This is a genomic window from Gemmatimonadota bacterium (genome assembly GCA_016712265.1).
Taxonomy (GTDB): domain Bacteria; phylum Gemmatimonadota; class Gemmatimonadetes; order Gemmatimonadales; family Gemmatimonadaceae; genus RBC101.
Genome location: JADJRJ010000031.1, coordinates 878,000 through 890,724, shown reverse-complemented (window position 1 = coordinate 890,724; position 12,725 = coordinate 878,000). Strand labels below are relative to the sequence as shown.

The window sequence follows — 12,725 nt, the reverse complement described above, 5'->3', positions numbered from 1 at the left end:
GTGGTTAGCTCACGTGCACGAGGACCCACCGCGGTGTATACCGCGCCAGGTCCAGCGCCAGCTCGAGAGATTCAGTCGGCCCGTCATGTTGGGTGCAAGGTGACGGGGACACCGCGAATCGTCAATCCCTCACGCCTGGCTAGCCCGCAGACCCCGACGGATTCGCTGCCAGGCCCTCGGCTCGCCCCTCACCGATGCACGGGCCCCAGCGTAAGATCCCGGGGACCTTCTGCCCCACCTGTCCATGCATCGTCGATCAGTTTCCCCTGCGTGCGTCGCACTGGCGTTCGCATTGCTCCCGGCTGTCTTGTCCGCCCAGGCACCCCGGGTCGGTCCACCTCGGGGCACCGTGGTGGTGGTCGGCGGCGGTACGATGGGTCCCGAGATCTACCAGGCCTTCATTACGGCGGCTGGTGGCCCCGAGGCCCTGATCGTGATCGTGCCTAACGCCGGCGGCGCAGAAAGCTACCCACAGGACGGCCCGGGCACGCGCGGATGGAAGGCCGCGGGAGCCCGCAACCTTTACACCTACTTCACGAAAGACCGGAAGGTTGCCGACAGCGATACCTTTGTCGCCGTGCTCAAGCGGGCCGGTGGGGTCTGGTTTGAGGGAGGACGCCAGTTCCGTCTGGTGGATGCCTACGCCGGGACGAAGACCGAAGTGGCGTTCCGGGAGGTCCTGGCCCGCGGCGGCGTGGTCGGAGGTTCCTCCGCCGGAGCGTCGATCCTCGGCGACTTCCTGGTGCGCGGCGCGCCGTCGAACAACAACTTCATCATGCATTTTCCGGGATACGAGAAGGGCTTTGCCTACCTCAAGAACACCGGGGTCGACCAGCATGTCGTCGCGCGCGACCGACTCGCGGACTTCGCGGATTCGCTTCTCCCGAAGTTCCCGAACCTCCTCGGCATCTCGGAAGATGAGGGCACCGCGTGGGTCATCCGCGGCGACACCGGAACGATTATCGGCAAGAGCAAGGGCTTTGTCTACGGCGGCAAGGACCCGAACGACGCGGATGCGCCGCTCCTCACCCTGCATCCCGGTGACCGCTATGACCTCGGCGCGCGACGCGTGCTGCGCCGCGCCAACGAAGGGACGGCCCTGACCGCCGAGTTCGTGGGCGACCTGTTTCGCAAGTACGCGGACCCCATCGCCGGAGGAGCGGCCGTGTTGGTCGCCCACGAGGGACGCGTGCTCGTGAACCGGGCGTTCGGGATCCCCGCACAGCCGAAGTACACCCCACGCACGACGGTGCCCGTATTCACGTTAGGCGCGATCGCCGGGATCTTTCAGGGCATCTGTGACCAACTGCCCGAACCGCCGGCCCGCCAAGGCGCTGACACCACGGCGGCCGCTCCCATGACCCCGTTCCAACGTTGCGTCTCGCAGCGTGCGGGTGCCCCGGTCGGCTTGCGCAAGACGATGGCCACCGCGTCCGGCGAGGTGAAGTCGAACGTCGACGAACTGTACCGCGTGGCCTTGGCACTCCAGCAGGGCAGCTACGCACGGGCCGGATCCAACGAGCCCGGCGTGCCGCGTCGGCCGATCGACGCGACACGGGGCTGGGAGACTGACGACGTCAGTGGTGCGGCGCGTTTTCGGGCCTTCGCCACCACCAATGGCCGGCGCAGCGCCTTCGTACGGATTCCCTCGCGCGAGATCACCATCCTGGTGCTGACCAACGATGAAGGAGCGGACGCCCGAGGCATCGCGGATCGGCTGCTGGATGCGCTGAACGCGAGCTCACGATAGGGCGCGTTCGGTTCTTCCGCCTCACGTCACACGGCGCAGGGCCACGCGGGGGCACTGCGCGACATCGGGGGACCCGGCGCTCCTTCACTCCCGAGCAAGCGCTCCCGACGCACCGAACCGCCATTCGGCACCAACCGTGAGCTGCCGGCCGGGAGCCGGAAACCCGAACGCCTCGACGTAGCGCGCACCCCCGAGGTTGTCGGCTCGCAACAGAAGCCGCACGGGCGCCGTGGCTGCCCACGTGAGGGCGAGGTCCGTTCGCGTCCATGGCGCAAGCCGCACCGGACGCGCCGGGAAGGTGCTGAAATCGCGATCGGTGCGATCGCCGATGCGCACCGCCGTCGCATGCACGACCAGACGCGAGTGCGGAGTCACCGTCGCTCCAAGGGTTACGGTGTGCGCAGGACGCCGCAGCAATCGTTCACCGTTGACAAACACCGCCCCCGCCCCTTCCTCAAGCCCGGCATCGAGCACTTCGGTCTCCAGCCAGGTCGAGGCCGCGTTAAGCTGCCACTGCGCTCCCAGGCGCAGGTGACCGTCCAACTCGACCCCATCCGACGCCGCGCGCGCCACATTAAAGAAGTGCGGCCCGGTCTCAAGATAGGCGTACTGGATCAGGTTGGCGAACCGTTGCCGGAAGGCCGTGGCGCTCACCTCCCCCAGCCCCGAGCGCAGCGCGTGGACCAGGCCGAGCTCGGCCACGCGACCTCGCTCCGGCGTCAGGTTGGGATTTCCTGTAGTGAAGGCCGTGTTGAATTGCTCAAGAAAGGTCGGTGCCTTGAACGACGTCCCGATCGACCCGCGCAGGCGCCAACCCTCGCCGAGGCGCGCCCCGACCCCGACACGCGCGGTCGTGAAGCCTCCGAAGACGGAGTTGTCGTCGTGCCGCGCCCCCATGGTGAACTGCAGGGGATCCGAACCACCGGCCACCTGTGCCCAGGCGGCGCGCGTCGTCCGGTGAGCGCCGAAGGCGGGATTGCCCCCAAAGTTGGAACTGTCGCGGCTGTGTTGGGCCTCTAGCGCCCACTCAGCACCAACGATCGCCAGCAGCTCCTCGCGCGGCTGAAGCTCCAGCCGCGACTCGACCACGCGACGCCGCACGGAGCCCCGGTTGAGGTAGGTATGGAGGCCGACCGAGTCCGCCGGCCCGTCCGGCCGGTCGTCAGTTACCCCGCGACCTTCAAGCGCGCTTGCCCCGGCATGAAGGCGCACTCGATCAGTCAACCGAAGCGTGCCGTCCATCCCAACCGTCGCGCGCCGTCCGCGGCGAAAGGCGTTGTGGTCCGTGACGCGGCCGGCGCCGTCCGTAGGCACCTGCGTTTCGTCGCGGCGCTGCTGGGCAGTGACGGCCAACGTGGAACGGCCTCCGGTCCAGCTGGCCCGAGCGGCGAGCGCCTCATTCCACCACCCGCTGTTGAAGGGCTGGATCCCAGCGCTCTGTCGACGTCCGGCATTGACCGTCGCGTTCCACGACGCCAAGCCACCGCCTAACGAACTTTCCACGCTCCGGGTGTCGTACGTACCACCGGACGCGCGCACAGTGCCCTGCATCCGGCCCGTCGCGCGCCGAGTGAAAAGCTGCACCACCCCGGCCAGCGCGTCAGACCCGTACAGGACACTCGCTGGCCCGCGGACAACTTCGATGCGATCGAGCCCATCGAGGGTCCATGCGGAAAGGTCGATCGCCCCGCCCGGCTCGTTGACGGGAACACCATCGACCAACACGCGGACATAGTCGCTTTCGGCGCCGCGCACGAAGAGCGACACCTGTGTCCCGGGGCCTCCGCTGCGAACGAGGTGAAGCCCGGGGAGCGCGCGCAGGGCATCCGCCACATCCGAGACCCCGGCGGCGCGCAGCACCTGGGCGTCGAGCACATTGGTGCTTGCGACCCCCCGTCCATGTTGATGGTCGGTGCGCGTTGCCGTGACGACGACCGGCACAAGGCGTGTGGTGTCGCGCTCCTGCGCGACGAGAGCGCGGTGCCCCAACGCGCACGAGGCGATCAGGAGCATGGAACGGCGGCGATGCATCAGCGACCTCCCGACGCGCCCCACGGCGCGTCCGGTTGCGGGGGCCCTCGCGCATTAACAAAAAGCGCACGGGCCGTCCCTCGGAAATCCCCGTGGGCAGGACCGTGCGAAGCGACGCGCAAGTGCGCGGGCTCCACCGTCTCCTCCCCCGAGGATGGTGAGTGGACCGCGCGTGGGTCGTCTCCTGGCTTCAGGGACCGTTGCCCGCCTTCCCGGTCGCGAGGACCAGTGGCAAGTGGACGACGTGTTGCTCCTGTTACAGTGGCGGGGCCGCACCGGCATCACACCGGTTTCCGTATCCCGCGCGCGGTTGGTTCAGTTGTGGGGAGGAGAGTAGCGGCCGCTGGTCAGCGTGGCAACCCTTGTCCCCGACTCTTCGTCACGGCTTGACCACCTTCACTTCCTGCATCCGGCGCGGCGGTGAGACATAGGCGCTCACGAGGCTCTCGTGTCCGTCCGCGCCGATGGCTGACACGCCAAACACCCAGTCGTCGATGTTGACGTTCGGCAAGGTGAACGTCGTGACGTTGCCCACGACCTGCGAATGCTGCCAATCGTTGGTCCACGTATCGCGCCAGTAGACCCGATACGCGGCCGCACCGGGCGCGGCGCGCCACGTGAGGGTGGCGTCGTACCCCGACGGAATCCGGCTGACGCTCGCCCCTCGGTCTCCCGCCACGATCGGTGCCGGCGGGGCGAGGGCCACCGTCGCGGCTCCCGCCGCGTTCACGCGCGCGTTCTGGGCGAGGTAGCGGAAGTCCACTCCCTCGATCTTGTCCTCGGCCGTGTGCTGGCGCGCAAAGTTCTCGTTGGCCTCGCGGAAGACCACGGCCGGGAAATCGAAGGCGGTGAAGGACGAGTGATCGCTCCCGCGGCCGAACCGATCCTCGCGCGCCATCAGGCGGATCCGGTGCGATGGCACGTACGTCGCCGCCAACCGGTGAATGTATCGCGCCAGCTGCCGGTGCGGCGAATCCTCGGGGCCTAACGAGTACACCCGCACCGTCTCCGCATCGATCACGCCGTTGCCGCCGAGTGAGTTCCCGACAATGTCGTTGTTGAAGTTGGCCGTCACCTCGACCTTGGCCGCCGCCAGGTTCTGGGCGTGCGCCATCGACCCGAACAACCCCTGCTCTTCCCCCGCCCACAGGATGAACACGAGGGTCGCGTCGAACTCGACGTCGCTCTCGGCGAAGACCCGGGCCAGCTCCATCGTGAGGATCGTCCCGCTGCCATCATCGTTGGCGCCGGGCGCATCGTTGTCATGGTTGAACGCCGAACTGGCCTGCGGGTTCGCGCCACCGGTGTTCAACCGTGTCTGGCCGCCCGGGCCGAGGTTCACGGTGTCGTAGTGCCCGCTGATGTAGACCCGCCGCGGCGAGCGCCCCGGCAGGATCGCCACCACGTTGCGCAGCTCGACTTCGCGGGTGATCCGACCCGTCGGCACAAGGCGATGGCTGTCAAAGCTGACCTGCAGGCGCCGATACTGGCTCAGCTCACGGTGAATCCATCGGCGCGCCGCGCCGACGCCACGCGTCGCCGACAACGTATCGGACAAGGTGGACCGGGTTCCGAAGGACACCAGGCGCTCGGACAGCTGCCGAAGGCGATCGGGCGATACGGCAGCGACCAACTTGACGATCCGGGGATCTGCGTCGGCGCGGAGGCCCTGGCCCGACAGGGGCAGGGCCAGGGTGACGCAGATCCAAGCAGCGGCGAGTTTCATCGGACAGCTCCTTTACGGCGCGGGCGGAGCCGGCGGTGCCGCGTCGTCATCCGTCATGCGGTCGCGGAGTTTCTGGTAGCCGACCTTGAGGTCGCCCAACCAATCCGCGGCCTTCTCCTTCGCATCGGCGACCACGTCGTCCAGTTGGTCGTCGGCCTTGTCGGCCCACGCAGCGGCCTTGGAGCGGAGATCGTCGAGCTTGCCGTCCAGCTCGGCGAGTTCGTCCCGCAACTCGGCCTTCCCCAGCGACATCTTCACCCGAAGTTCATCACGCTCCTGCTGGAGCTCGGTCATCATCGCGTCAATGCGCTCGCGCCACGTGCTCATGGTTCCTCTCTGCCAGGGTGGTACGGTGATCGTAGCCGCCTGTCACCCGAGAGGGAAGCACGGTGCGCATCCCGGTCCGTGTCGCCTAGTCGCTCCGCAAGGCGACGGAGGCCTCCAACCGCGTGGCGCGTCGAGCCGGCCACCAGGTGGCAGCGATGGCGACCACCCCAACGCCAAGGGACACGAAAACCAACGTCACCGGGTCCCGGGGAGAGACGCCGAAGACGAGGGAGCGCAGGGCTCCCGCCAACAAGAGCGAGCCTGTCGCGCCGATCATGATGCCCATCGCCGCCAGGGACGCCCCGGTGCGCACGAAGTCGGTGAGGATACGGGCCGGCGTCGCACCAAGCGCCGTGCGTACCCCGATTTCGCGCGTGCGCTCATTCACCATTCCCGACATCACGCCGAAGATCCCGACCGCAGCCAGGATCATGGCCGCCACCGAGAACACCTGGAACAGCAGCCGAGCGAACAGCCGCTGGCGCGCGCCCTGTGCGACGACCTCCGAGAGCGGGGACACCTCAGCGATGGAAATGGCGGGATCGATGCGACGCAGGACGCTGCGCACCGCGGCTTCGGCCGCCGCCGATGTCATCGCCGTCTGGACCACGAGTCGAACGTGTGCATCGGCGAACGCGTTCTGGTCCAGCGGCAGGTAAATGGCAGCGCCGCGCGCGCCATCGAGGGTCGGGTGTTGCACGTCGTTGACCACACCAACCACCGTGCGCAGGGGCGGGTCCCCTCCACCCATACGCACACGCGCGCCGAGGGGGTCCTGCTCCCCGAAGGTGCGGCGCGCCAGCCCTGCACTGATGACCACCACCGGGTCGCCACCGGCACGGTCCAGGCTGTCCAGAAAACGTCCCCGGTGCAGCCGCAACCCCATGGTGCGCGCATAGTCCGGCGTGACGGCGTACCGAAAGGCATCGCCGTCCTCCGCGGGCGCCACCGTCGGCTTCGACTCCCAGCGCAGGCCATACGCATCGAAGTCACTGGAGAGCGGCAGCTGGCTCGTCAGGGACGCGGTGGTGACTCCGGGGATCGCCTGCACCGCTTCATGGACTGACCGCCAGAGCGCCCAGACCGTGGCGTTCTCCGCGTAGCGGAGTCCCCCAACGCCTAACGCCATCGAGACGCGATCCTGCTCGACAAACCCCACATCCACCGACAACAGGCGTTGCACACTTCGCACGAGGACCCCGGCCCCACCGAGGAGCAGGAGCGCCATGGCCATCTCGAGCACCACCAGGGCACGGCGCAGACGATCGTGTCCTCCGCGAACGACGGCTCGCGACGCACCAGCCAGCCGCGCGCGCATGCCGCGGACCCGGACGACCGCGCTGGGCACCAACCCGCTGACGAGGCCCGACAGAAGGGCCATCCCGGACGCGAGCGCCATCGACAGTGCATCCACGCGGACTTGGTCGAGCCGCGGAAGCGACGCCGGCGCGATCGCCACGAGAGTCCCCACCGCGGCGTGCGCGAGGGCGACGCCAAAGAGGACACCGAGTGCAGCCACGACTAGCGCCTCCAGCGCGAGCCCACGGGCCAGGCGCCAGGTACTGGCGCCTAACGCCGCCCGGACCGTCAACTCCCCCGTGCGCTGCACCGCGCGGGCGAGGAAGAGGTTCGTCGTGTTGGCGAGGGCAATCAGCAGCAAGAGCGTGGCGGCGCCAACAAGGGCAAGCAGGGGCCGCCGCACTCCTTCCACGACCTGGTCGCGCAACCCCGTCACCACCATCCCGTTCTGCCCATACACCTGCGGATACGCCGCGCGCATCGCCTCGAACGCTACCTCAACCTGTCGCTGGACCTCGGTGCGGTCGGCGCCGGCGCGCAGCCGCGCCATGGCCTGCAGATGCCGGCAATCGCGGCAGGCCGACCCCTGCGTCTCCACATATCGGAGGGGCCGCAGGTATTGCGCCCCGGGATCCAGCAACGGCTCAAAGCGGGCCGGCAGGATGCCCACGACCTGGTGCATGGTCCCCGTCAGCTCAATGGTTCGGCCGATGAGCCCGGAGTCAGCCCCGAAGTGCCGGCGCCACGTCTCGTCGGTCAGGATCACCGCGCGTGCTGCTTCCGGTCGATCCTCCTCTGGAAGGAAGGTCCTTCCCTGCGCGACGGTCACTCCCATCACCTGGAACCACGGTGCCGAGACCGCCGCGCCAGCCAGTCGCACGGCGCCCTCCGGGCGGGAGAGCGTGGCGTAGACGGATGAAGATGCGGCCACCGCCTCGAACGCCGGCACCCGCTGCGCAAGGTCGCCGATGGTGGCAAATCCGACGCGCCCCAAGCTGCCGTCCCCGAAACGCTCACGCAGCGTCACGATGCGATCCGCCTCCCGAAACGGCAGCGTCCCCCACAGCGACGGCCGCGCCACGGCGAGCACGAGGCTGGCCGCGCCGATGCCTAACGCGAGTGTCAGGCTCGCCGCCAGGGTAAACCCGGGGGCGCGTCGCAAGCGACGGAGGGCCAACGTGACATCCAGGGAGAGGTCGGTCATGAGGCCACGTGAGAACGGGGTAGATGCCAGGTCGCGATTGCGGCGCAGGGCAACCGCGACCGTTTCTCGCCAGAAACGGCTGCGCGCGACGCGAAGCGGCGTACCGGTCGCGACGCGTTCGGCAAACGACTCCAGGAGGTCGCCGACGAGGAACTCGCGTTCGGCCTCCGGTACGCACCGCTCAAGGAGCCACAGAGCCAGCCGCGGCGGCCCAGGTTCGCGCCCGATCACGTCAGCCCCCGAGGGTCGCCTGAAGGCCGCGCGCGAGGGCGCGCATCGCCTGCCACGCCTCCGCGATCGCCGCGCGGCCGGCCGGCTCTACGAGGTACAACCGACGCCGGCGACCACCGCGCTGTGGCAGCGGCTCACCAACGCGCGACGTGACGAACCCCTTCTCCTCCAGTCGTGCGAGCGCGGTATACACGGCACCCATCGTCACGTCCCGTCCCGCCTGCTCGGCGATCACCCGTTGCACCGCCGCCCCGAAGCCCTCGTCCCCGAGTTGCAGCAGGGCCAGCATTACCAGTTGTTCCAGGTCGCCCAACGCCATGACACGATCCTCAGTATTTCTTCTGGAAACCAGAATATATCGTCCTGGCTCTGGTGACAAGCCGGACCTGCCCGCTTGCATCGCGACCCGACCAGTCCGTGCAACGGCACGTCCCATCGGATTGTCGAAGAGGAGACAAGACCCCTAGACTCCCTGCATGGTCGACTCCCCGCAGCCGGTACTGGATCCCTTGGTCGAGCGACTCTACGACGCACTGGGGAGCACGTATCACTTTGAGCGGGAGCTGGGCGGCGGCGGGATGTCCCGCGTCTTCCTCGCGCGCGAACGCGCCCTGGATCGGCGTGTCGTCATCAAGGTCCTCCCGGAGGCGTTGGCGGAAGGCCTCTCCGTGGATCGGTTCCGGCGCGAGATCCTCCTCGCAGCCGGGCTGCAACATCCCAACATCGTGCCGGTGATCGCGGCGGGGGATGCGGGGGGCTTGCCGTGGTTCGTGATGCCATACGTCGAGGGGGAATCGCTGCGGGCCCGAGTCACGCGAGGCCCGATGCTCATCCCCGAGGCGGTCGCCGTGCTCCGCGATGTGGGCCGTGCCCTGGCCTATGCGCATGCGCGCGGGATCATCCACCGCGACATCAAGCCGGACAACATCCTCCTGACTGGTGGAGCGGCCGTTGTCGTCGACTTTGGCGTGGCCAAGGCGGTCGCGGATGCGGGAAGCCCGACGGGAGCGCCTGCCGGGCGCACGTTGACTCGCGTCGGGATGTCGTTAGGCACCCCGGCGTACATGGCACCAGAACAGGTGGTCGCGGACCCGTCCGCCTCACAACAGGTGGACCTGTACGCGCTGGGGATCACCGCATTCGAGATGTTGACCGGGCGCGTGCCCTTTGCCGGTGGATCGCTGCAGGAGGTGATGTCTGCCCACCTCACCCAGGCGCCTGAGCGTCTGGAGGTCGCGCGTCCTGGAACGCCCACGGCCCTGGTCTCGATTGTGCAGCAGTGCCTTGCCAAGGACCCGGCACAACGACCGGCTGGGGCGGACGCCTTTCTGCGCCTGCTCGACGACCCGGCCGTGGTCAGCGGAGCGGTTCCGTCCCTGGCCGCCATGGCGGCGCCCACACGCCCGCGCCCCCGCTGGCGCCCGCTGGCGGGCCTCGGCGTCGCGGCCCTGGCCGCTGCGGGCACCTGGTGGTTTGTCTCCCGACGAGAGGCCGCCCCGGCCGCGACGCCGATGATCGCCGTCCTCCCGCTCGACCTGGCCTCAGCGGACACCAGTGACGCCTACCTCGCCCAGGGCATCGCCGATGAGGTGCTCGGCGCCCTCGGACGAGTGCCAGGGATCCGCGTGGCCTCACGCCTGGCGACGCGCGCCATCGCCGCCTCCGCGACGCCAGCGGACGCGGCACAGGGTGCGGGCGTGACACTGGTCCTGGAGGGAAGCGTGCAGCGACGAGGTGACCGCGTGCGCGTCACGGCGCAGCTCGCCGACCCGGTCACCGGCGCCACGACCTGGTCCGAGACCTATGATCGACCCGGGCACGAGCTGTACGCCCTGCAGGGCGAGATCGCGTCCAGTGTCGCCGCCGTCGTCCGCGCCGATGTCGTACGGGACGCGCCACGCGGTGCCGTCGCATCGCGCGACGCCGTCGCCTACGACGAGTACCTGCGGGGACACTTCCTCCTCGCCCGGCGCAGCCCGGCCACCATCCAGGAGGCCATCACACGATTTGAGCGGACGATCGCCCGCGACCCGTCCTTTGCCCCAGCTCATGCCGAGCTCGCGCAGGCACTCGCCGTGCTTCCCCTGTACACCGGAGGGGGCACCGAGCTGCTGGCCCGTGCGCAGGCTGCGGCGGAGCGGGCGTTGTCGCTCGACAGCACCCTCGCCCCGGCGCACGCGGCGCAGGGCTACCTGCACAACGCCGCGTGGCGATGGGCGGATGGCCGCCGCTCGCTCGAGCGCGCGGTGGCGATGGATTCCTCGGACGTGACGGCCCTGCAGTGGCTCGCCGAGAACTACCTGCTCACGGGGCGTCCGGACGCGGCACGCCGCACGTTCGCCGCGGCATCGCGCCTGGACCCATCGTCTCCGATCCCTGCGGCGCTCGAAGCGGTTGCCGCCGCGTTAGGCGGAGACGTGGACGCGGGCGTCCAGCTCGGCCGCCGGGTCGTCGATGCGCATCCCTCGCAAGCCGTTCCGCGCTTTATGCTGGGCACGGTGTTGAGCTGGGCCGGTCGCCACCGCGAAGCGATCGAGGAGTTGAGCGAGGCCCGCCGCCTTGCGCCGGGGGTGCTCGCGGTCATTGGCACCCTCGGGCAGGCGCACGCCCGCTCCGGGGAGGGCGCCATCGCGCGCACCCTGCTGGGCGAGCTGCGACGCACGCCGAACGCCCCGGGGGTCCAGCCCGCGATCGCCAAGATCCTGGTGGCCCTCGGCGACCGGGACGGTGCCATGGCGGCGCTGGAGTCCGCGCTGGCGCAACGCGACGGGTTCTTTGCGAGTGAGCCGGTGCAGAGCCCGCTGTTCAGGGAACTCACCGGCCACCCGCGGTGGCCAGCATTACTTGCGGCCGCCGGGGTGGCCGCGACTCGGTGAGCTCAGCCGCGCATGCCTAACGCGGCCACCCCGACTGCGGGATCCCGGCGGTGATGCGCAGCGCATTGCCAAAGTACACCTTCTTCAGGACCGCGTCCGGCAAGTCGATCCCGTAGAGCTTCCAGAAGGCGTGGTAGTCGCGATAGTAGTCGAAGTAGTCGTCTCGGGTCTCGAAGACGCGCCAGTAGTACGGGTATTCCTCCGGCTGAAACGAGTCCTTGCCGAACAGGATGCGGTCCTGGTACTTCACGAAGAAGTCGTGCGCCGCCCGTGGCTGACGCCCAATGTCGTACAGGACCGCCCCCACCTCGGCGTGCAGGTTCGGCATCTCGTCGAACATCTTGCCCAGGCGCCCGAGGTCATTGGCATGCCACCCGAGGTGGGCGATGACAAAGGTGGTCTTCGGGTTTCGGCGGAGCATGTTGTCCCGCTCCTGCATCAGCATCTCGAAGCTGGGAAAGTCATCCCCGTAGCGCCGCCCGGGGAACAGCGCCAATTCCAGCCAGCGTTCGTTGTTGTTGTCAATCGTTTGCCAAAATTCCTGCGGATCGGCGGTGTGGATGAACACCGGGAGCTTGAGCCGCGCGGCCGCCTGCCAGACGGGATCCAGATCCGGATCATCGATCTTCAGCCGTGTGCCATCCGCCTTCTTGGTGGACAGGCCCAACCCCTTCCCGATCTCGCCCACCCCGACGGCACCGGCAGCCGCATCCGCCTCGAGTTGGGCAATCGCCTTCGCGGCCCACCCGGGCCCCACCGCCTGGAAGTTGATCCCGGTGAGGATGCGCACGCGGTCCTTCATGCCGGGCGACGCCTTGATCAGCTCGACTTGTCGCTTGAGGTTCTCGCCAGACGTGTTGTTCGCCGCGACCATGACCCGGACGTTGATCGCATCAAGGTCCGCGCGCAGCTGTTCCAGGCCTTCCGCGGAGTTGAGCTGACTCGTGGGGTGCCCGTGGTAGTCAATGGCCGGAAATTTCGCCTTTGGCACCGTGTGTTCGGGCACCTTGAGCGTGTTGCGAGGCCGGTAGTCCACGATGCTGGGCGCGGGCATCGTCGGCGCCTGGCAGTTGCGGGGACGAACTTCCGTCATCCCCGGCGGGCACTGCTCACCGGGCTTGATCTGGGTCCCGGCATTCCCCCTCCCTCCCTGCGCGACAACGGCGAGCGGGGCGAAGGAAAAGAGCCAGACAGCGAATCGGGAGCAGCGCATCGGAGACGTCGGTGAGAGTGGGGGAAATCTGTACTCCGGTGCCCACCGGTGGTAACGGGAGCAGGTCC

8 protein-coding genes and 1 riboswitch are annotated in these 12,725 nt (G+C 68.7%); of the genes, 2 read left to right on the top strand and 6 right to left on the bottom strand.

The window, feature by feature from the left end; genetic code table 11:
- The first annotated feature begins 244 nt into the window (after window positions 1–244).
- Window positions 245–1,750, top strand: a complete 1,506-nt coding sequence (locus IPK85_24650) for a Type 1 glutamine amidotransferase-like domain-containing protein (GenBank protein MBK8250559.1) — start codon at window positions 245–247, stop codon at window positions 1,748–1,750.
- Window positions 1,751–1,834: 84 nt separating this feature from the next.
- On the opposite strand, the gene IPK85_24645 is transcribed toward IPK85_24650, so the two are convergent.
- The 5 genes from IPK85_24645 to IPK85_24625 form a co-directional block, all read right to left on the bottom strand.
- Window positions 1,835–3,781 (bottom strand): TonB-dependent receptor, encoded by a 1,947-nt coding sequence (locus tag IPK85_24645; GenBank protein ID MBK8250558.1) that lies wholly within the window; start codon window positions 3,779–3,781, stop codon window positions 1,835–1,837.
- A gap of 179 nt (window positions 3,782–3,960) precedes the next feature.
- Window positions 3,961–4,076: riboswitch (cobalamin riboswitch) on the bottom strand.
- A gap of 84 nt (window positions 4,077–4,160) precedes the next feature.
- Window positions 4,161–5,507, bottom strand: a complete 1,347-nt coding sequence (locus IPK85_24640; protein ID MBK8250557.1) for a M20/M25/M40 family metallo-hydrolase — start codon at window positions 5,505–5,507, stop codon at window positions 4,161–4,163.
- A 12-nt stretch (window positions 5,508–5,519) separates the two neighbouring features.
- Complete coding sequence (locus tag IPK85_24635; GenBank protein MBK8250556.1) at window positions 5,520–5,834, bottom strand: hypothetical protein; 315 nt, start codon at window positions 5,832–5,834, stop codon at window positions 5,520–5,522.
- 85 nt (window positions 5,835–5,919) lie between these two features.
- Window positions 5,920–8,568, bottom strand: coding sequence for an ABC transporter permease (locus IPK85_24630; GenBank protein ID MBK8250555.1), 2,649 nt, complete (start codon window positions 8,566–8,568; stop codon window positions 5,920–5,922).
- A gap of 1 nt (window position 8,569) precedes the next feature.
- Complete coding sequence (locus tag IPK85_24625; GenBank protein MBK8250554.1) at window positions 8,570–8,887, bottom strand: helix-turn-helix transcriptional regulator; 318 nt, start codon at window positions 8,885–8,887, stop codon at window positions 8,570–8,572.
- 157 nt (window positions 8,888–9,044) lie between these two features.
- On the opposite strand from IPK85_24625, the gene IPK85_24620 reads away from it, so the two are divergent.
- A complete protein-coding gene (locus IPK85_24620) occupies window positions 9,045–11,444 on the top strand; it encodes a protein kinase (GenBank protein MBK8250553.1) in 2,400 nt (799 codons plus the stop codon).
- 16 nt (window positions 11,445–11,460) lie between these two features.
- On the opposite strand, the gene IPK85_24615 is transcribed toward IPK85_24620, so the two are convergent.
- Window positions 11,461–12,657 (bottom strand): amidohydrolase family protein, encoded by a 1,197-nt coding sequence (locus IPK85_24615; GenBank protein ID MBK8250552.1) that lies wholly within the window; start codon window positions 12,655–12,657, stop codon window positions 11,461–11,463.
- Window positions 12,658–12,725 lie beyond the last annotated feature (68 nt).